This is a genomic window from Streptomyces sp. NPDC086766, from assembly GCF_044746005.1.
GTDB lineage: Bacteria > Actinomycetota > Actinomycetes > Streptomycetales > Streptomycetaceae > Streptomyces.
On record NZ_JBIVBI010000036.1, the window covers coordinates 1 to 21,490 of the forward strand.

General features: G+C 74.1%; 13 protein-coding genes. 10 read left to right on the forward strand and 3 right to left on the reverse strand.

All coding sequences use genetic code 11. The features are described 5' to 3' along the window. From ACIPM1_RS32620 to ACIPM1_RS32655, 8 genes are all read left to right on the forward strand, one after another. On the forward strand, positions 1–2,172 hold a 2,172-nt coding region (locus ACIPM1_RS32620; protein WP_402440812.1), incomplete at its 5' end, for a condensation domain-containing protein. Next, positions 2,169–9,245 carry an amino acid adenylation domain-containing protein gene (locus ACIPM1_RS32625; RefSeq protein ID WP_402440814.1) on the forward strand — a complete coding sequence of 2,359 codons (7,077 nt, stop codon included), beginning with the start codon at positions 2,169–2,171 and terminating at the stop codon, positions 9,243–9,245. The genes ACIPM1_RS32620 and ACIPM1_RS32625, both read left to right, overlap by 4 nt. Before the next feature lie 10 nt (positions 9,246–9,255). Further along, on the forward strand, positions 9,256–10,317 hold the full coding sequence (locus ACIPM1_RS32630; protein ID WP_402440816.1) for an ATP-binding cassette domain-containing protein: 1,062 nt from the start codon (positions 9,256–9,258) through the stop codon (positions 10,315–10,317). Further along, positions 10,314–11,138 carry an ABC transporter permease gene (locus ACIPM1_RS32635; RefSeq protein WP_402440818.1) on the forward strand — a complete coding sequence of 275 codons (825 nt, stop codon included), beginning with the start codon at positions 10,314–10,316 and terminating at the stop codon, positions 11,136–11,138. Before ACIPM1_RS32630 ends, ACIPM1_RS32635 begins: the two co-directional genes overlap by 4 nt. Before the next feature lie 27 nt (positions 11,139–11,165). After that, the gene (locus tag ACIPM1_RS32640; protein WP_402440820.1) at positions 11,166–12,020 is read left to right on the forward strand and encodes a tryptophan 2,3-dioxygenase family protein; all 855 of its coding nucleotides are present in this window, start codon (positions 11,166–11,168) and stop codon (positions 12,018–12,020) included. A gap of 43 nt (positions 12,021–12,063) precedes the next feature. Then, entirely contained in the window at positions 12,064–12,612 is a 549-nt protein-coding gene (locus ACIPM1_RS32645; RefSeq protein WP_402440822.1) for a DUF3995 domain-containing protein, read from the forward strand. A gap of 1 nt (position 12,613) precedes the next feature. Continuing rightward, positions 12,614–13,273, forward strand: coding sequence for a hypothetical protein (locus tag ACIPM1_RS32650; RefSeq protein ID WP_402440823.1), 660 nt, complete (start codon positions 12,614–12,616; stop codon positions 13,271–13,273). Positions 13,274–13,310: 37 nt separating this feature from the next. Next, positions 13,311–14,552 (forward strand): cytochrome P450, encoded by a 1,242-nt coding sequence (locus ACIPM1_RS32655; protein ID WP_402440825.1) that lies wholly within the window; start codon positions 13,311–13,313, stop codon positions 14,550–14,552. A 171-nt stretch (positions 14,553–14,723) separates the two neighbouring features. Here the strand turns inward: ACIPM1_RS32655 and ACIPM1_RS32660 are convergent, their stop codons facing one another. From ACIPM1_RS32660 to ACIPM1_RS32670, 3 genes are all read right to left on the reverse strand, one after another. Beyond that, entirely contained in the window at positions 14,724–16,691 is a 1,968-nt protein-coding gene (locus tag ACIPM1_RS32660; RefSeq protein ID WP_402440827.1) for an ABC1 kinase family protein, read from the reverse strand. A gap of 113 nt (positions 16,692–16,804) precedes the next feature. Then, positions 16,805–18,946, reverse strand: a complete 2,142-nt coding sequence (locus ACIPM1_RS32665; RefSeq protein WP_402440829.1) for an MMPL family transporter — start codon at positions 18,944–18,946, stop codon at positions 16,805–16,807. 252 nt (positions 18,947–19,198) lie between these two features. After that, complete coding sequence (locus tag ACIPM1_RS32670) at positions 19,199–20,008, reverse strand: hypothetical protein (RefSeq protein WP_402440831.1); 810 nt, start codon at positions 20,006–20,008, stop codon at positions 19,199–19,201. 307 nt (positions 20,009–20,315) lie between these two features. Here ACIPM1_RS32670 and ACIPM1_RS32675 point away from each other — a divergent pair, with 307 nt between their 5' ends. Both ACIPM1_RS32675 and ACIPM1_RS32680 read left to right on the forward strand, forming a co-directional pair. Further along, the gene (locus tag ACIPM1_RS32675; protein WP_402440833.1) at positions 20,316–21,305 is read left to right on the forward strand and encodes a polyprenyl synthetase family protein; all 990 of its coding nucleotides are present in this window, start codon (positions 20,316–20,318) and stop codon (positions 21,303–21,305) included. Beyond that, on the forward strand, positions 21,259–21,490 hold a 232-nt coding region (locus ACIPM1_RS32680; RefSeq protein ID WP_402440835.1), incomplete at its 3' end, for a carboxyl transferase domain-containing protein. The genes ACIPM1_RS32675 and ACIPM1_RS32680, both read left to right, overlap by 47 nt.

Here is a 21,490-nt window from a genome sequence, read left to right on the forward strand (position 1 = left end):
CTGGAGTATCTGGGCCGGGCGGACGACCAGGTCAAGATCCGCGGGTTCCGTATCGAACTCGGGGAGATCGAGGCCGTGTTGGCCCGCCACGAGAGTGTCGGGCAGGTGGCCGTCGTCGTCCGCGAGGACACGCCGGGCGTCAAGCAGCTCGCCGCCTACGTCGTCCCCCGCCCGCACCACAGCGCCGACCCGGCACGGTTGCGCGCATACGTGGGGGAGTGTCTGCCCGACTACATGGTCCCCGCCGCGGTCGTCGTACTCGAGGCCTTCCCGCAGACGCCCAACGGCAAGCTGGACCGCAAGGCCCTGCCCGCCCCCGACCTGTCCGCCACCCCCGGCGGACGGCAGGCCGGCACCGAACGGGAGGAGGCCCTCAGCCGGATCTACCGCGACCTGCTGAACCTGACCACGGTCGGCGTCGACGACAGCTTCTTCGACCTCGGCGGCGACAGCATCATGTCCATCCAGCTCGTCAGCCGCGCCCGCCAGGCCGGACTCGTCATCACCCCCCGGCAGGTGTTCGAGCACCGCACCGTGGCCGCGCTCGCCGCCGTCGCGGGCAGCCTGGACCAGGTCGTCGGCGAGGGCCCGGACCTCGGGATCGGTGACGTGCCGCTCACCCCGACCGTGCACTGGCTGCGCCAACGCGGGGGTCCCATCGCCCGGTTCAACCAGTCCATGCTGCTCCAGGCCCCGGCGGACCTCACCGAGGACCGGCTCACCGTCGCCCTGCAGACGCTCCTCGACCACCACGACGCCCTGCGCACCCGGCTGATCCGGGAGACCGGGCAGTGGCGGCTCGAGGTGCCGGAGCGCGGCACCGTCGACGCCGCGGACCGGGTGCTGCGGGTGGACGCGGCGGACCTGGACGCCGCGGAGCTGCGCGCGCTCACCTCGCGGGAGAGCGAGGCCGCCTGGGCGCGGATCGACCCCGACGCCGGCGTGATGCTCCAGGCGGTCTGGTTCGACGCCGGGGCCGGGCGGCCGGGACGGCTGCTGCTCGTCGCCCACCACCTGGTCGTCGACAACGTGTCCTGGCAGATCCTGATCCCGGACCTCGCCGCCGCCTGCGAGTCGCTCGTCGCGGGGAAGGAACCCGCGCTCCAGCCGACCGGCACCTCGTTCCGGCGCTGGGCCCAGCACCTGCTGGAACTCGCCCACACCCCGGAGCGCGAGGCCGAACTCCCGCTGTGGGAGGCCATCCTGGAGGAGCCGGACGCGCTGCTCGGCGACCGTCCGCTCGACCCCGGTCAGGACGTGTTCGCCACCATGCGCTTCCTGACCACCACCGAACCCGCCGAGCACGTCGCCCCGCTGCTGACCTCGCTGCCGGCCGCGTACCACGCCGGCGTCAACGACGTCCTGCTGACCGCGCTGGCCCTGGCGGTCGCCGACTGGCGGGCCCGCCGCGGCGAGGACGACGAGACCGCGGTCCTCGTCGACCTGGAGGGCCACGGCCGCGAGGACGTCGTCGACGGCGTGGACCTCTCCCGCACCGTCGGCTGGTTCACCAGCCTGCACCCGGTGCGGCTGGACCCGGGCGGCTGCGACCCGGCCGGGCTGGAGAGCGGCGGTCCGGCCGTCGGCGAGGCGCTCAAGCGGGTCAAGGAGCAGCTGCGCGCCCTGCCCGACCACGGACTCGGCTTCGGTCTGCTGCGTCACCTCAACCACCGCACCCGGGACGTGCTCGACGGCCTGCCAGGCCCCCAGATCAGCTTCAACTACCTGGGCCGGTCCGCCCCGGCCGGCAGCGGCGAGGCGGCGCCCTGGACGCCGGTCGCCGACGCGGAGATGGTCGGCGGCGCCGACCTGTCCGGCGGCCGGCCCGACCCGGAGACCCCGCTGACCCACGCCCTCGGCGTGAACGCCATGACCGAGGACCACCCGGACGGGCCGCGCCTGCTGCTCGTCTGGTCCTGGCCGCAGACCCTGCTGCGCGAGCAGGACGTACGCGACCTCACCGCCTGCTTCTCGCGCGCCGTGCGGGCTCTCGCGGCCCACGCCGAGCACGCCGGAATCGGCGGACTCACCCCGTCGGACCTGTCCCTGGTCCGGCTCAGTCAGGACGAGCTCGACGCCTTCACCTCGGGGGCCGGGCCGGTCGCCCCGGACGACTGGGACGACGAGGACGACGAGGACGACTTCTCGGACGAATGGGAGATGGCCAAGTGAGCAAGTCCGCAATCGAGGACGTCCTCCCGCTGTCGCCACTGCAGGAGGGCATGCTGTTCCAGGCCCTGTACGACGAGGACGGACCGGACCTCTACGTCCACCAGCTCCTCCTCGACCTCGAAGGGCCCCTGGACGCCCGCGCCCTGCGCCTGGCCGCGCGGGCCCTGCTGAAGCGGCACGCGAACCTGCGGGTCGGCTTCCGCCACGACCGGTCCACCGAGCCGGTGCAGCTGGTGCACAGCCAGGTCAAGGTGCCCTGGACGCAGATCGACCTGAGCGCCCTGGACGAGGACAAGCAGGAGGCCGAACTCGCCCGGCACGCCGACGAGGACCGGGCGCGGGGCTTCGACCTCACCCGCCCGCCGCTGCTGCGGTTCACCGTCTTCCGGCTCGGCCCCGGCCGCTTCCGGCTGATGCTGACCAAGCACCACATCCTGATGGACGGCTGGTCCGTGCCGGTCCTGGTGCGGGAGCTGTTCGAGCTGTACGGGAGCAAGGGCGACCCCGCCGTGCTGCGCCCGGTCACCCCGTACCGGGACTACCTCGCCTGGCTCGCCGCCCAGAACGCCGACACCGCCCGCGAGGCGTGGCGCGCCGCGCTCGACGGCATCGACGAGCCGACCCTGGTCGCCCCGGCGCACCGGGGCCGGGAACTGGTCCGGCCCGGCTGGCTGCGGCACGAGGTGCCGCCGGAGATCACGGCCGCCCTGCTGGCCTTCGCCCGCAGCCGCTCGCTCACCGTCAACACCGTCGTCCAGGGCGTCTGGGGACTGCTGCTGTCCGCCCTCACCGGCCGCGACGACGTCGTCTTCGGCGCCATCGTCTCGGGCCGGCCGCCGGAGATCCCGGGCGTCGACACCATGGTCGGGCTGTTCATCAACACCCTCCCGGTCCGCGTCCGGTTCCGCCCCGGGGAACCGCTCGTGGACGCGCTCACCCGCCTCCAGGCCGAACAGGCCGAGCTCCTCGCCCACCAGCACGTCCGGCTCACCGACGTGCAGCAGCTCTCCGGCCACCAGGAGCTGTTCGACACCACGCTCGTCTACCAGAACTACCCCGTCGACCCGACCACCGAGGAACTGGAGGTCGACGGAGTCAGGTTCAGCGGCGTCGACGGCCGCGACGGCGCGCACTACCCCCTCAACCTCGCCGCCGGCCTGATGGGCGACGACCTGCATCTGCGGCTGTGCTACGCCCCCGACCTGTTCGACGAGGCCGCCGCACGGGCCGTACTCGACCGGCTGGTACGGCTGTTCACGGCCGTCGTCGCCGACCCCGGCCGGCCCGTCGGCCGCCTCGACGTCCTCGCCCCGGCGGAACGCCGCCGTCTGCTCCACGAGTTCAACGACAGCGCCCGCGCCGTCACCCCCGCGACCCTCCCCGAGCTGTTCCGGGCCCGGGTCGCGGAGGCACCCGACGCGCCCGCGCTGCTCTTCGGCGACACCACCGTCACCTACGCCGAACTGGACGCCCGCGCCAACCGGCTGGCCCGCCGACTCATCGAACTCGGCGTCGGGCCGGAGCAGTTCGTCGCCGTGTCCGTGCCCCGCTCGGTGGAACTCGTCACCGCGCTGTGGGCGGTGCTCAAGGCGGGGGCCGGCTATCTGCCGCTCGACCCCGAGTACCCCGTCGACCGGCTCTCCTTCATGATGGCCGACGCCCGGCCCACCCTGCTGATCACCACCGCGGCCGCCGCGGGGCCCCTCGCGGGCACCGCGCCGGACGTGCCCCGGCTGATCCTCGACGACCCCGGCACCACGACCGCCCTCGCGGACCGCGACGACAGCGACGTCACGGACGCCGAACGGCTCACCCCGCTGACCACCGCCCACCCGATGTACGTCATCTACACCTCGGGCTCGACCGGCCGCCCCAAGGGCGTCGTGGTCCCGCACCACGGCCTGGCCAGCCTGGTCGCCACCCAGGCCGACGCCGTCCAGGCGGGACCCGGCAGCCGGGTGCTCCAGTTCGCGTCGGTGAGCTTCGACGCGGGCTTCTGGGACATCGCGATGGGCCTGCTCTCCGGCGCCGCGCTCGTCCTCGGCTCCGCCGACGACCTGCTGCCCGGCGACCCGCTCGCCGCACTGGTCCGCAGGCACCGGGTCACCCACGCCACCCTGCCCCCGGTCGCGCTCGCCTCGCTCCCGGCCGGCGACGACGTCCTCGCCGGGGCCACCCTGGTCTCCACCGGCGACGCCTGCACCCCCGAGCTGGTCGCCCGCTGGGCCCCCGGTCGCCGCCTCCTCAACGGCTACGGCCCCACCGAGACCACCGTCGGCGCCACCATGAGCGGCCCGCTCGGCGTCGGCGGCACCCCGCCCATCGGACGCCCCTTCGTCAACTCCCGCGTGTACGTGCTGGACCGCTGGCTGCGCCCGGTGCCGCCCGGCGCGGTCGGCGAGATGTACATCGCCGGACCCGGCCTGGCCCGCGGCTACCACGAGCGGCCCGGCCTCACCGCGCAGCGGTTCGTCGCCGACCCCTTCGGCCCGCCCGGCTCCCGCCTGTACCGCTCCGGCGACCTCGGGCGGTGGCGCGCCGACGGCCGGCTGGAGTTCGCCGGGCGCGCCGACCACCAGGTCAAGGTCCGCGGCTTCCGCATCGAACTCGGCGAGATCGAGTCCGTGCTCGGCCTGCACGAGAGCGTCGGCCACGCCGTCGTCGTCGTCCGCGAGGACGAGCCCGGCGACAAGCGGGTCGTCGCCTACGTGGTCCCGGCACCGGGACGGCAGGCGCGGGCCGAGGCGCTGCGCGAGCATGTCGCGGGGGCGCTGCCCGAGTTCATGGTGCCCTCCGCCACCGTCGTCCTCGACGAGTTCCCGCTGACCCCCAACGGCAAGGTCGACCGCAAGGCGCTGCCCGCTCCGGAACTCGCCGGCACCACCACGGGCCGGGCCCCCGAGACGGCGGAGGAGGAGGTGCTGTGCGCCCTCTTCGCCGAGGTCCTCGGCCTGGAGACGGTCGGCGTCGACGACAGCTTCTTCACCCTCGGCGGCCACTCCCTGCTCGCCACCCGCCTGGTCAGCCGGGTCCGCACGGACCTCGGCGTGGAACTCGCGATCCGGGCCCTGTTCGAGGCGCCGACCCCGGCGGAGCTGGCCGAACGGGTCGCCGCGGCCGGCGGTGCCCGGCCCCCGCTGCGGGCCGCGGACCGGCCCGAGGCGGTGCCGCTGTCCTTCGCCCAGCGCCGGCTGTGGTTCCTCAACCGCATGGAGGGCCCGAGCGCCACGTACAACATCCCGCTGGCCGTGCGGCTGCACGGCCCCGTCGACCGGGCCGCCCTCGACGCGGCGCTCGCCGACGTCGCGGAACGCCACGAGACCCTGCGCACCGTCTTCCCCGCCACCGACGGCGAGCCCCGCCAGCAGGTGCTCCCCGCCGGCCGGACCCGCACCGCCTTCACCTTCGCCACCGCCACCGAGGCGGAACTCGGCCCGCTGCTCGCCGCCGAGGCCGCCCGCGGATTCGACCTGACCACCGAAGTACCCCTGCGGGCCACCCTGTTCACCACCGGGCCCGAGGACCACGTCCTGCTGCTGGTGGTCCACCACATCGCCACCGACGGCTGGTCGATGGCCCCGCTCGCCGGCGACTTCGCCGCCGCCTACGCGGCCCGCCGGGTGGGCGGCGCACCGGAACTCGCCCCGCTCCCCGTGCAGTACGCGGACTACGCGCTGTGGCAGCGCCGGGTGCTCGGCGACGAGCAGGACCCCCGCAGCGTCGCCGCGCGGCAGATCGCGCACTGGAAGCACACCCTGGCCGGCCTGCCCGACCAGCTCGAACTGCCCCTGGACCGGCCGCGCCCCGCGGTGCTCGGCAACCACGGCGCCGGAGTCCGCTTCACCCTGGACGCGCGGCTGCACGCCCGGCTCGCCCGGCTCGCCCACGACACCCGCGCCAGCATGTTCATGGTGCTCCAGGCGGGCTTCGCCGCCGTCCTCACCGCGGAGGGCGCGGGCACCGACATCCCCGTCGGCACCCCGGTCGCCGGGCGCACCGACGACGCCCTCGACGACCTCGTGGGCTTCTTCGTCAACACGCTGGTGCTGCGCACCGACACCTCCGGCATGCCCACCTTCCGGGAACTGGTGGCCCGGGTCCGGGAAACCGACCTCGCCGCCTACGCCCACCAGGACCTGCCGTTCGAGCGGCTGGTGGAGGTGCTGAACCCGGCCAGGTCACTGGCCCGCCACCCCCTCTTCCAGGTGCTGCTGTCGGTGCACAACAACGCCGAGGCCGACTTCCGGCTCGACGGCGTCACCACCGCCCCGTACGCCGCCGAGTCGGACGTGGCCAAGTTCGACCTGGCCCTCCACCTCGGCGAACGCTTCGACTCCGCCGGTACGCCCGCCGGTGTCGACGGCGTGCTCCAGTTCCACACCGAGCTGTTCGACCGGGCCACCGCCGAGCGCCTCGCCGAGCGGCTGGACACGCTGCTCACCGCGGCCACCGACCGGCCCGACGCGCCCGTCGCCACCCTGGACGTGCTCACCCCCGCGGAGCGGGCGCGGCTGCTCGCCCACGGCGACGGCGGCGCCCGCGAGACGCCGCGGGCGCCGCTGCCCGCGCTGTTCGAGGCGCAGGTCCGGCGCACCCCGCACGCCACCGCGCTCGCCGCCGCCGAGGAGACGCTCTCCTACGAGGAGCTGAACACCCGCGCCAACCGGCTCGCCCGGCTCCTGGTGGCCCACGGCGCCGGACCCGAGCGGGTGGTGGCGATCGCACTGCCCCGCTCGCCCGGCCTGGTGGTCGCGCTGCTCGCGGTGCTGAAGTCGGGCGCCGCCTACCTGCCGCTCGACCCGGACCACCCGGCCGAGCGCACCCGGTTCGTGCTGGCCGACGCCGCGCCCGTGCTGGTGCTGAGCGAGACGGCCGTGGCCGCCGGCCTGCCCGCCGGTCCCGCCCCGCTGCTGCTCGACACCCCGGAGACCGTCCGGGACCTGGCCGCGCGGGACGGCGCCGACCTCACCGACGCGGACCGCGCCGCCCCGCTCTCCCCGGCCCACCCCGCCTACGTCATCTACACCTCCGGCTCGACCGGCCGCCCCAAGGGCGTCGTGGTCGAGCACCGCTCGGTCACCGACTACCTGAGCTGGACGGCGGCCGAGTACCCGAGCGCCGCGGGGTCCGCGCTGCTGCACTCCCCGGTCACCTTCGACCTGACCGTGACCGCGCTCTACACCCCGCTCGTCACCGGTGGCCAGGTCCGCCTGGGCGCACTCGACGACGCCCCGGCACCCGGCACCGCCGTCACGTTCCTGAAGGCGACCCCGAGCCACCTGCCGCTGCTCGCGACGGCGCCCGACGCCCACACCCCGACCGGTGAACTCCTTCTCGGCGGCGAGGCGCTGACCGGCGAGGTGCTCGCCGGATTCCGGGCCCGCCGGCCCGGAACCACCGTGGTCAACGTGTACGGACCGACCGAGGCCACCGTCAACTGCGCGCAGTACCGCATCGCACCGGGACAGCCGCTGCCGGCCGGGCCCGTGCCCATCGGCCGTCCGTTCGCCAACACCCGCGCCTACGTCCTCGACGCGTGGCTGCGCCCGGTCCCGCCCCGGGTGCGCGGCGAGTTGTACATCGCCGGGGCGAGCCTGGCCCGCGGCTACCTCGACCGGGCCGCGCTCACCGCCGAGCGCTTCGTCGCCGACCCGTTCGGACCGGCCGGGACGCGCATGTACCGCACCGGTGACCTGGCGTACTGGGACGACGAGGGGCGGCTCGTGTACGCCGGCCGCGGCGACGGGCAGGTCAAGCTGCGCGGCTTCCGCATCGAGACCGGGGAGATCGAGACCGTGCTGACCGGGCACCCGGGCGTCACCCGGGCCGCCGTGGTGCCGCGCGAGGACACCCCCGGCGACCGGCGCCTGGTCGCCTACGTCACCGGGGACGCCGTACCCGGAGCGGACGAGCTGCGGACGCTGGTCGCCGGCGCGCTGCCGGAGTACATGGCGCCCGCCGCGTTCGTGCCCCTCGACGCGCTGCCGCTGACGCACAACGGCAAGCTCGACGTACGCGCCCTGCCCGCACCGGAGTTCACCTCCTCCCAGGCCTACCGGGCACCCCGCTCCGAGCGCGAGGAGCTGCTGTGCCGGCTGTTCGCCGAGGTGCTCGGGGTGGACCGGGTCGGCGTCGACGACGACTTCTTCGACCTGGGCGGCCACTCCCTGCTGATCATGCGGCTCGCCGGACGGATCCGGGAGGCCCTCGGCAGCGAACTGACCGTGCGCACCGTGTTCGAGGCGCCGACGGTCGCCCGGCTCGCCGGGCGGCTCGGCCACGACACCCTCGACGACGCCCTGGAGGTGCTGCTGCCGCTGCGGGCCGACGGTGATCTGCCGCCGCTCTTCTGCGTGCACCCCGGGCTCGGCGTCGGCTGGGTCTACTCCGGGCTCGTACCGGCCCTGGAGCGCGACCGCCCGGTCTACGCGCTGCAGGCGCGGGGACTGACCGGAGCGGACCGGCTCCCGAGGAACGCCGAGGAGATGGCCGACGACTACCTGGCCCACGTCAGGAAGGTGCAGCCGCACGGCCCGTACCACCTCCTCGGCTGGTCCTTCGGCGGTCTGGTGGCCCACCTGATGGCCACCCGGCTCCAGGCCGAGGGCGAGGAGGTCGCCCTGCTCGCGCTGCTCGACGCGTACCCGACCGGGCGCAAGCACGTGGAGCACGGCGGAGACGGCTTCCTGCGCGGGCTCGCCGGGCTGACCGGCCGCGCGCCCGCCGACGAGAGCGCCCCCCTCGACCACGCGGCCGTGGCCCGGCTGCTCGGCGAGGGCGACACCGGGCTCGCCGGGCTGCGGGCCCGGCACGTGGCGGCGATCGAACGGGTCGCCGCCAACAACCAGGCCGTCGGCGACGCGTTGCGGCCCGGCGTGTACCGCGGCGACGTCCTGTACTTCCTCGCCACCGAGGGCCGCGACGCTGACGCACCGCGCGCCGAGGCCTGGCAGGCCCATGCGACCGGGCGGCTGGAGATCCACGAAGTCGCCTGCGCACACGACGAGATGACCCGTCCCGGGCCGATCGCCGAGATCGGCCGAGTGCTCGCGGACCGAGTCCGCGGTGAGTGAGGAGCGAACTGTGGAGCTGGCGATACACACGGAGGGACTGCGCAAGCGGTACGGCGACCACGAGGCCCTGCGCGGCGTGGACCTCGCGGTCCCGGCCGGCACCGTGCTCGGGGTGCTCGGGCCCAACGGCGCGGGCAAGACCACCACCGTCCGCATCCTGGCGACCCTGCTCGAACCCGACGCGGGCACCGCACGGGTGGCCGGGTACGACGTGGTCCGCGAACGCCGCCAGGTGCAGCGGGCGATCGGCCTCACCGGCCAGTACGCGGCCGTCGACGAGCAGCTCACCGGCGCCGAGAACCTGCGCATGGTCGGCATGCTGCAGCGGCTGACCCGCGCCGGAGCCCGGCAGCGGGCGGCCGAACTGCTGGACCGGTTCGGCCTGACCGACGCGGCCGACCGGCCCGCGGGCACCTACTCCGGCGGTATGCGCCGCCGGCTGGACCTGGCGGTCAGCCTGGTCGCCCGGCCCTCCGTCCTCTTCCTCGACGAGCCGACCACCGGGCTCGACCCGGCCAGCCGGCTCGACCTGTGGGCGCTGATCCGCGAGCAGGTCGCGGCGGGCGTGACCGTGCTGCTCACCACCCAGTACCTCGAGGAGGCCGACGAACTGGCCGACCGGATCGTGGTCGTCGACTCCGGCCGGGTGATCGCCGAGGGCACCTCGGACGAGCTGAAGCGCAGGGTCGGCGGCGAGCGCCTGGAGGTGGGGCTCGCCGACCCGGCCCAGCAGCCCGCCGCGGCCGCCGCGCTCACCCGCGCGGTGGGCGCGGCCCCGCTGGCCGGCGACGACGGCCGGGTGCTGTCCGTGCCGCTGGACGGCGGACTGCACGACATCGCCGAGGCGGCGGTCGCGCTGCGGGCCGGCGGAGTGGCCGTGACGGACTTCGCCGTCCGCCGCCCCTCCCTCGACGACGTCTTCCTCAGCCTCACCGGACGCACCGGCCGGCCCCCGGAGGAGACCCCGGGGGACACCCCCGGCGCGGGGGCCGAGAACACCACCGGCGACCGGGCCGCGGACGAGACCGCGGACCGGTCCGGACACCGCAGCGAGGAGTGGAGCGCGGCATGAGCGCCATCACACGAGCGGCACACGGCGACGGGCCTGGGGCCGCGCTGAACGACGGGCTGATCTGCCTCGAACGGCATCTGCGGCACCTGCGGCGGGCACCGGGCCGGCTGGTCAACGCCGTGCTGCTGCCGATGATCTTCGTCCTGCTCTTCGGGGTGCTGTTCGGCAGCGTCATCGAGGTGCCGCACGGCGACTACGCCGAGTTCATCATGGCCGGCATCTTCGTCCAGGGCGTCATGAGCGCCGTCCCCGGCACCGCCGTCGGCGCCGTCGAGGACCTGCGCAACGGGCTCGTCGACCGCTTCCGCTCCCTGCCCATGTCGGGTGCGGCCGTCCTGATCGGCCGCACCCTGGGCGACACCGTGCTGCGCGCGCTCAGCTGCGTCGCCATGGCCGCGGTCGGCCTCGGCATCGGATGGCGCACCCACGCCGACGCGCCGAGCGTCCTCGCCGGGTTCGGCATCCTGCTGCTGTTCGGATTCACGATGGCCTGGCTCGGCGCGCTCATCGGGCTCTCGCTCGGCGATCCGGCGACCGCCTCGTCCGTGCCGTCGCTGCTGCTGATGCCGGTGCTGTTCCTGTCCAACGCCTTCATCCCGCTCACCGGGCTGCCGCACTGGCTGACCGTGGCGGCCGAGTGGAACCCGCTGAGCAGCGTGGTCGGCGCCTGCCGCGACCTGTGGGGCAACCCCGCCGCGACCACCGGCCACTCCTTCCCCGGCGACCACCCCGTCGCGCTCAGCCTGGCCTGGATGGCGCTGATCCTCGCGGTCGTCGCCCCGCTGGCCATCCGCAAGTACCGTACCGCCGCCGCTCGTTGAGCGTCGCACACCGAGGGGACCCATCCCATGACCGACACCGTCGCCGAACCCCTGACGCAGACCGCGCCCGCCGAACCGCTCTCCTACGGCTCGTACCTGGAGGTCCCCGGACTGCTGACGCTCCAGCGCCCCCGGACCGACGCCCATGACGAGATCCTCTTCATCATCACCCACCAGGCCATCGAACTCTGGTTCAACTGCGCGCTGCACGAGCTGGAGGGCGTGCGCGACGCGCTGCGCGAGGAACGGTTCGGCCGGGCCCGGCGCGGGCTGCGCCGGCTGACCCGGATGACCTCCCTGTGGCTCGGCCACCTCGACGTGCTGAGCACCATGACCCCGGCCGGGTTCGACGAGTTCCGCGGCGTGCTGGGGGAGTCCAGCGGCTTCCAGTCGGTGCAGTTCCGCGAGCTGGAGATGATCTCCGGGCTGCGCGACCGCCGTTACCTGAACCTGCCCGGCGCCACCGTCGAGGAGCGGAAGCGGCTGCTGAGCCGCTTCCACGAGGCCAACCTCAACGACGTGTTCACCCAGGTGCTGCAGCGCCGCGGCCTCGCCCCCGAGCAGCTCTTCGCACCCGGCCGGCCCGAGGACGAACTGCGGGAGACCGCCGAGGACCTGCTGGAGTACGACGCCCTGTTCCACCGGTGGCGCTACCAGCACTGGCTGCTGGTCGTCCGTACCCTCGGCACCCGGCCGGGCAGCGGCGGCAGTTCGGGATCGGAGTTCCTGCGCACCACCCTGGACAAGTGGTTCTTCCCGGAACTGCACGCGGCCCGCAGCCACGTGCACGCCACCTCCGCCGACGCGCGGGAGGCCGAATCCGGTGGGGCGGAAACCGTCTACGGCTGCCCGATGGGGTATGGATCCGAGCTGTCCGCCTGACCGGCATCCGACGGAACCACCGTCCAGCCCCGATTGGAACGTCATGGAAAGCACACCCGCTGCCGAGCACCGCACCCCCGCCCGCGCCACCGAGCGGGCCCGCCGCATCCCGCCCGCGACGGCCTGGCAGCGCAGAACGGCCTTCACCGCGTGCGCGTGGATGGTCGTGTTCGCGGCGTTCCACACCTACTGGGCCCTGGGCGGGACCTTCGGGCTGCCGCCGGGCGAGTCCCTGGTCGACAACACGCCATTGTTCGTGATCGACCTGATCGCCATTCCGATGAACCTCGGCGGGGCGGCCCTCGCCCTCGCCCTGGTGCAGCTCTGGGGCCTGTACTTCCCGCGCCGTCTGGTGCTGTCCGGGGCCTGGGGCTGCGCCCTGCTGATGGTCTTCCACGCCGCGCCCGCCATGGTCGACCTGGCGGTCTTCCTCGCCGGGCAGCGGGACAAGCCGCTGACCGGCGAGGACCGCTTCAGCGTGCTCGTCTACGAGCCCTACTGGATGCTCGGCGGACTGCTGTTCACCGTGCTGGCCCTGGCCTTCCAGCGGCGCACCCGGCAGCCCGCGCCGACCCCCGACGGGAGCGACTGACATGGACGACACGCACGGCACGGACGCCATGGACGGCGTGGACGACGGGGACGGCGTGGACGCCCCGCACGGCCCCGGGGACGGAAACGGGAACGGGGACGGCCCGGCCGAGCGGGCCCTGGACAGGCTGCTGCCGCGCTGGGACCACCGCGAGCGGCACGCGGTCGCGGTGCGCGCGCCCCGCGCCCGGGTGCTGCGGGCGGTCGACGAGACCCGCTGGCGGGACGTGCCCCTCTTCCACGCGCTGATGCTGGCCGGCTCCCTCGGCACCCGGCGCGACAAGGCCGACGAGCCCTTCCTGGGCTCCATGACGAGCGGCGGCTTCACCGAGCTGCACCGCGACGCGCACCAGCTCGTGGTGGGAGCGGTCGTGGCCACCGAGGACCCCAAGGGGCCGGCCCGCCTGGCCGCGCCCGCCGCCCGGTCCTTCACCGAATTCGACCGCCCCGGCCACTACAAGGTCGCCTTCGACTTCCGCGTCGTCGAGGGACGGCTCAGCACCGAGACGCGGGTGCTCAGCACCGACGAGGCGGCCCGGCGCCGGTTCGCCCGCTACTGGATGCTCATCCGGCTGCCCAGCGGACTCGTCCGCCGCGAGTGGCTGCACGGCATCCGGCGGCGCGCCGAGTCGCCGCCCGGCACGCCCGCACCGAACCCGTGAACCCGCGGACCCCGCGGGACCGACACTGAGAGCGGACATGACGACGACCGACACCGTCCGGGCCACCCACGGCGACCTGGACGCCGTGGACCTCACCGACCCCAGGACCTTCGTCACCGGCAGCCCCGGCGAACTCCACGACCTGTGGCGGCGGTTCCGAACCGAACGGCCCGTCCACCACCACCGGGCCACCCCCGGCCGGCCCGGTTTCTGGGCGCTCACCCGCTACGAGGACGTGCTGGCCGTCTACAAGGACAACGCCCGGTTCACCTCCGAGCGCGGCAACGTGCTCGCCACCCTGCTGCAGGGCGGTGACTCCGCGGCCGGGAAGATGCTCGCCGTCAGCGACGGGGCCCGCCACCGCGCCATCCGCAACCTGATGCTGAAGTCGTTCTCGCCGCGGGCCCTGCGCCATGTGGTCGAGCAGGTGCGGATCCGCACCCGGGACCTGCTCGCGCAGGCACTGGAGCGCGACGGCTTCGACTACGCGGAGGCGATCGCCGAGCACATCCCGATGGGCACCATCTGCGACCTGATGGCCGTGCCCCCGCAGGACCGGCAGCCGCTGCTCGACTGGAACAAGCAGGTGCTGAGCGCCGACAGCAGCGAGGGCACCCCCGAGGACGCCTGGCTCGCCCGCAACGAGATCCTGCTCTACTTCTCCGACCTGGCGCGCAGCCGCCGCAGGAACCCCGGCGACGACGTCATCAGCGCCCTGGCCACCGGGGAGATCGAGGGCAGGCCGCTCACCGAGGAGGAGATCGTCCTCAACTGCTACAGCCTCATCATCGGCGGCGACGAGTCCAGCCGGATGGCGTCCATCGGGGCGGTCCTCGGCTTCGTCGAGCACCCCGACCAGTGGCGGGCGTTCAAGGCGGGGGAGGTCGGCGTGGACACCGCAACGGAGGAGGTGCTGCGCTGGACCACCCCGGCCATGCACTTCGGCCGCCGCGCCCTGGTGGACGTCGAGATCGGCGGCCGCACCGTGCCGGCGGGCGACGTCGTCACGCTGTGGAACACCTCGGCCAACTTCGACGAGAGCGTCTTCGCCGACCCGCGCCGCTACGACCTGGGCCGCACCCCCAACAAGCACGTCACCTTCGGCTTCGGCCCGCACTTCTGCCTCGGCGCGTTCCTCGGCCGCGAGGAGCTCAAGGCGCTCCTCGACGCCCTGCGCGACATGGTCGGCGCCGTGGAGTCCCGCGGCCCGGCGGAGCGCGTGTACTCCAACTTCCTCTACGGCTACAGCAGCGCCCCGGTGGCGTTCACGGCAGCCTGAGGGCCCGGGGGGCGTACCGAGGCTCGCGGGGACTCCGCACGGACTCGCGGGGGGCTCCGTACGAAAACTCGCCGGGGCTTTGTACGGAGGCTCGCGGGATTCCCGGGCGTCGCCCCCGGTGCGCGAGCCCGGGGACAACTCCCGCAAGCCCTCAGGGGAGCTCCCCCCGGCTCAGCGCCCCGGGAGCCGTCGCTGGGCCCGGAAGACGGTGAACACCACCCGGATCACCAGCACCGAGCTGACCACCAGCACGTTGTACCCGAGCAGTTGGTAGAGCGTGAGCGAGGGGCCGAGCCGGGGGCCGTTGCGGGTGCCGAGCAGCAGCACGCCGACCAGGGCGGTGATCCCGCCGAGGAACGCCAGCAGCACGTCGTGCACGAGGGAGCGCACGAAACGGCGGTCGCGTTCGTCCGCGAGCAGCCGGACCTGGACGCCCAGCCGCCCGTGCTCCAGAGAGTTGGTGATCCGCTCGATCCGGCGCGGCAGCCGGCGCAGCATCGGCGCCAGCGCGAGCGCCTCCTCCGCGAGCACCCGGCCCACCGACCCGGGGTTGAGCTTGCGCTCCAGCTGGTCCGCGGCGAAGGCACGCGCCTCGGCGACGATGTCGAAGCCCGGCACGAGCTGCTCCATGGCCCCCTCCAGGGTCGCCAGCGCGCGGAAGGTCGCGGCGATCTCCGGAGGCACCGTCAGCCCGTGCCGGGCCACCAGCAGGAACAGGTCGGCGAACATCTCCCGGTCGGGCCGTACGCCGGGGGTGAGATGGCGGGCCATGAACCGGCCCAGCGCCCGCTCCAGGCGCACCTCGTCGACGTCCTCGCGCCGGTCCACCAGTTCGAGGAGCGCGTCGGAGAGCGCCACCGGGTCGCTGCGGTGGATGGCGAGCAGCAGATTGCCGAGCGCGGCCCGCAGCACCCGGTCGATCCGGCCCACCGAGCCGAAGTCGAGCAGACCGAGCTTGCCGTCGTCGAGCAGCATGATGTTGCCGGGGTGCGGGTCCGCGTGGAACACCCCGCCGATCATGATCTGTTCGAGCACGCACTCCAGGAGCTGCCGGGCCAACTCGGTCCGGTCCAGACCGCGTTCGTCGATGACGGTGCCCGCGGCGTTCAGCGGGGTGCCGGTCAGCCACTCCAGCACCAGCACCCGCCTGCTGCACAACTCCTCGTGCACCAGCGGCATCCGGACGGTGGAGAGCGTTCCGGGACGATTGCCCGCGGCCCGGATCGTGGCCATGTTGCGCGCCTCGATCCGGAAGTCCAGCTCCTCGTTGAGCGAGGCCGCGAAGCCCTCCGCGAGCTCCACGGCCCCCATGTCCCGCCCCCACGAGGTGTGTTCCTCCACCTTGCGGCTCATCCGGAACAGGATGTCCAGGTCCCGGTCCACCACGTCACGGGCGCCGGGTCGCTGCACCTTGACCACCACCTCCTCGCCGGTGGCGAGCCGCGCCCGGTGCACCTGGGCGATGGACCCCGCCGCCAGCGGCACCGGGTCGAACGCGGCGAAGCAGGCGTCCACCTCCCGGCCCAGCTCGTCGGCGAGCACCTGCCGCACCTGGTCCCAGGGCTCCGCCGCCACCTGGTGCTGGAGCTTGGTGAGTTCCGTGACGAACTCGCCCGGCAGCAGGTCGTACCGGGTGGACAGGACCTGGCCGAGCTTGACGAAGGTGGCGCCGGCCTCCTCCAGGGCCAGGCGCAGCCGGACCGCCAGCCGGCCGCGCGCCACCGCCGCCTCGGGACCGCCGCGGCCCCGGCCGCGCAGCGCGCTGCCCAGCCCGTGCCGCATCGCGATCCGGCTCAGCTGGCCGTACCGGCGGGTGCGGGCCACCCGGCGGCGCACCGCCTGCGGCCAGCGGACCATCCCGGACAGCGAACCGGAGGGCACCACCGCCTCGGAGAGGGCGAGGAAGCCCACCGCGACCAGCACGGTCAGCCCGATCTGCACCGAGACCAGGGGGGTACGGCGGGCGTCGCCCATCGCCGCGCCGATCAGGCCGCTGGCCCCCATGGCCACCAGACCGGTGAGGGCGGCCCGCACCTTGCCGATCCTGAGGCCGAGCAGGCGCCGGGCGCCGATGGAGAGGAGCGCCACGGTGAGGACGAGAGTGACGGCGGCGATGAACAGGAAAAGGGTGAGTTCCATGGCACACGCGCCGTCCGGCCCCCGCCGCCGGGCCCCTCGTCACACGGTTCGACGGCAGGACTCGGGGGTGGCGGGGACCGGACGGCGCCCTCCTCTCGGACAGGTCACATCGGTCACACGAGCGTTGGGTCGCCGTCCCGGACGGGCACCGGCTCCGGCGCGGCGGCCGGGCGCAGCCCGGGCCACCAGGCGCGCCGGCCGAGCAGGGTGGTCAGGGCGGGCACCAGCAGCATCGCCATGACGAAGGCGGACAGCAGGATGCCGAAGGCCACCGCGAAGCCCATCTGCTGGAGCATGGAGTTCTCCGCCAGCATCAGGACGCCGAAGGTGCCGGCCAGGATCACCGACGCGGCTCCGATGGTGGGCACGCACCGGGCGACGGCCCGGGCCGCGGCCTCCCGGGGAGGCCGGCCCTGCTCGATCTCCTCGCGCAGCCGGGCCACCATCAGGATGTTGTAGTCCGTGCCGATCGCCACCACGAAGAGGTAGACGATGACCGGCAGCGTGAACAGCAGCCCGTCCTTGCCCTGGCTGTCCTGGAACAGCCAGACGGTGGCGCCGAGCGTGGCGCCGAAGCCGAGCGCGACGGAGACCATCAGGTACAGCGGCGCGACCACGCTGCGCAGCAGCAGACCGAGGATGAGCATGATGGCGACGCCGGCGGCCGGGAAGACCACCCTGTAGTCGTGGTTCACCGCGTTCTCGATGTCCCCGAGCACCGCCGTGGTGCCGCCGACCAGCGCCCTCGTGCCCTCGGGGGCGGCCCGGTGGGCGGTGTCCCTGAGCGGCCCGGCGACCACGCCGATGGCCTTCTCCCCGGTGGGCTTGTGGTCCAGGACGACGCTGTACCGGGCGACCCGGCCGTCGCCGGCGAGCACCGCGGGGGAGACCTGGCCCACCCCGTCGACCTTGCCCAGCGCGGCGCCGTAGGCCTCCAGTCGGCCCGGGGTCAGGGCGGGGCCGCCGGACTTCTCCAGGTAGACGGTGGTCGGATCGGTCTCGCCCGCCGGGAACCCGCGCTGCATGTCCCGCATGGCCCGCACGGACTCGAGGTGCTGCGGCAGCGAGCTGGTGGTGTCGAACTCCGCGCGGAAGCCGAGCACTCCGCCCGCCAGCACCGCCAGCAGCCCGCCGGTGACGGCCGCGACGACGCCGGGGCGGCGCGCGGCGAGCCGGCCGACCCGGGCCGCGACGGCGTTCTTCGGCTGTTCGCGCCAGGACTTGGACGGCCAGTACGCCTTGGTTCCGAGCAGCGAGAAGACGGCGGGCACCAGGGTGAGACCGGCGAGCAGGGCGACCGCCACCGAGATCGCGAGCGAGGGGCCCATCGTGCGGAGCATGCCCATGGTGGACAGCAGCAGCGCCAGGAAGGCGACGATGACCGCGCCGGCCGCGGAGGCGATGGTCTCGCCGACCAGCGAGACCGCGGTGATCATGGCCTGCTTGGGGGCCTGTCCGGAGCGCAGCTGCTCGCGGTGGCGGAAGAGCAGGAAGAGGATGTAGTCGGTGCCGACGCCGAACAGGACCACGATCAGGATGGCGGAGATGGAGCTGTCGGCCTTGAGGCCGCCGATCTCCGCCGCCGTGGAGATCAGCCCGGTGGCGACCATGAAGGCCAGGCCGATGATCAGCACCGGGAGCACCGCGATGAGCGGGCTGCGGAAGATGAGCAGCAGCAGGACGACGATGAGGACCAGCGTGGCCGACATGATCATGGAGTCGGTGTCGCCGGACGCCTCCTTGGAGTCCAGCGCGCTGGCCGCCTGGCCGGTGACGCCGAGCTTCAGACCGGTGCCCTCGAGCATCGGCCGGGCCTGCTCGCGCAGCTTCCCGACCGACTTCATCAGACCGGGGTCGTAGGGGTCCTTGACGGTGGCGACCACACTGGCGAGCGCGATCCGCCCGTTGGGGGAGACCGCCTGCGGGCTGGTCTCGACCCGCTTGATGCGGTCGATGCCCAGGCCCTGGAGACGGGAGGCGATCTCGGCCACCTCGGTCCGGTCCGCGGCGGTCAGCTTCTGCCCGTCGGCCCGCTGGAACACCGCGACGGCCGCCGGCTGCTCGTGCTGGGGGAAGGCCCGCTCCTGCACCTTGGCGGCCTGCACCGACTCGTAGTGGGAGGGCAGGAAGTCGGCCTGGTCGCTGGTGGACTTCAGCTGGGGGGCGAGAACGGCCAGCGCCACCGCCGCGACGATCCAGGCCGAGATGGTCACCCAGGGCCGGAGGACGGCTGCCCGTCCGATCCGTCCGAACATGAGACTCCTTCGTGAACGTGGAAATCCCGGGCGTTCCGGGGACTTCGGGGACTGCGGGCAGGGGAGGGCGGCGGCGTGCGGACCCGGTGGGAGTCGGCACGGGGACAGCCGGTCGCCCCGCCGGGTCGCCGACCGGTGCGTCGGGGTGGGGGGTTTCGGCGAGTGTAGGAAGCGCGGGCGTCCCGATCCGGATCCGTGGCAGGTTGCTGCCATGTGCGCGGGCGTGCCCGCCGCGAGCCTTCCGGCTTTCGGTCAGGCGCAGCCGCGGCGCCAGTTCCAGCCGATGAAGCTGTGGCGCAGTTCGACGTCGAAGCGGCAGGTGGCGCGCCCGTCGGCGCCCAGCTCCACGGTCGAGTGGTGGGTGTTGGCGTACCGGACGCCGGTCACGTCGAAGACGCCCCGGTAGGTGAAGTCCGCGTGCGCCTCGGTGCGGGAGACCGGGCAGTCGGCGGCGCAGTCGGTGTCACGCCCGGCCGACTTCAGCGACCAGCCCGCGTCCCAGGGCTCCCGGTTCCACCGCTGGGTGGCGTCGGTGGCCGCGCTCACCACACGGCCGCCCTCGGTGGTCCACTCCGACGCCGTGTACAGGCCGGTCATACGGATGCCGCAGCAGTCGTACATCTCGTTCCAGCCGGTGGTCCGGTGCGGGCCGCTCACGGCCGTGACCGCGCCGGGCGTCCCGGCTCCGGCCGCCTTCCTCGCGTCCCCCGCCGCGGCACCGTGCACGGTCGCGCTCGCGGGCCCGGTCGCCGTCCGCGCCCTCGCCGCCGCCGCGGAGCGGTCGAGCGGTACCAGGTGGACCGCGCCGAGCCGCGGCGCGCAGTCCGCGCCGATCGCGACCTCCTGCTGTACGGCCATTCCCGCGGGCGGCGCGGGCAGCGATCCGGTCAGCCGCAGCGCGCCGCAGGACCGGCCGGACCGCTCGCCGCCACCACCGGCGCCGCCGTGGGTGGCGGCGGACGCCGGAGCGGCCGCGAGGGACAGGGAGACGGCGGCGAGCGCGGTGACCAGTGCGGCGACGCGTGCGGTGGCGATGGCCGCCGGAGCCTTTCGGATGCGCAATTCCTTTACCTTTCCTCTGAGTTTCCGCTCGGAACTTATCCGCGGCCACCGGCACGCGGCCCCACCGTTCCGCGAGATGGCCGGGAATGTGGCAGGAAGCTGACAGCGGGCGTTGCCGAGGCGGGGCCGGAGCGGGCTGGCACCTTCATGTCAGCGCAGTTGAGAACTGTGTTCCGGCCACGGACAGTTGTCGTCCGGCGTCCGAAAGCCGGCAACGCTCCACCGTGTCTCAGAGGGGTTTCCGATGGCCGTGCGGCGAATTCACCGGGCCGGGACGCAATTCTCCCCGGGCCCCCGGGAAACGGGATTGCTCGACCGGCTGGCCCTCCGTGAACCCGAGCTCGACAACCGGCTGCGGGAATCCCTGGAACGCGTCGAGAAATGCCTTTCGGCCACCGCGTCCGACGCCGCCGACCCGCGCGTCGCCGCGATCACGGGGCACCTCGCCGCCGCGGGCGGCAAGCGGCTGCGCCCGCTGCTGGTGCTGCTCGGCGCCGAGTTCGGCGAACCCTGGCGGGACGGGATCGTCGAGGCGGCCGTCGTCGCCGAACTGGTGCACATCGCCTCGCTCCACCACGACGACGTCATGGACGGCGCCCCCACCCGGCACGGCGTCCCCAGCGTCCACGCCCGCTTCGGCGAACGGGCCGCGGTGTTCGGCGGCGACCGGCTGCTCGCCCGCGCCGCCCGTCTGGCCGCCGAGCTGGGCCCCGAGGCCGTAGCGCTCAACGCCCGCACCGCGGGCCGGCTGGTCGCCGGGCAACTGCGCGAACTCACCGGACCCGCCCCCGGCGAGGACCCGGTCACCCACTACTTCCAGGTGACGGCGGGCAAGACGGCCGCCCTGCTGTCGATGTCCCTGGGCATCGGCGCCCTCCAGGCCGGCGCGCCCACCGGCTGCGTGGAGGCGCTGACCGAGTACGGCGAACACCTCGGCCTCGCCTTCCAGATCGCCGACGACCTGCTGGACCTGCGCTCCCCGGCCGACGTGAGCGGCAAGGAGCGCGGCACCGACCTGCTGGCCGGCGTCCCCACCCTGCCCGTGCTGCTCGCCCTCGACGGCGACGACCCGGCCGACGCCGAACTGCGCGCCCTCCTGCGGGCCGGACCCGTCCCCGCCGCCGACGTCCCGCACGCCCTGGAACTCTTCGCCCGCTCGCCGGCGCTCGCCGAGACCGAGGCGGTGCTCCGGCACCGCCTGGACCGGGCCCGGACCGCCCTCGGCGCGCTGCGCCCGCCCGCCGCCCGGCGTGCCCTGCTCGCGCTCTGCGACTACGTCGCCCTCCGAACCAGCTGAACCGACAAGGGAGTCGGCCATGACCATGCACGAGCGGATCGCCGAACTCGGCCGCATCCGGCAGGAGGCCCTCGACGGACCTCCCGCGGGGACCGCGGCGCAGCACGCCAAGGGGAAGCTGACCGCTCGGGAGCGGATCGAGCTGCTCCTGGACCCGGGGTCCTTCCAGGAGGTCGAGCAGTTGC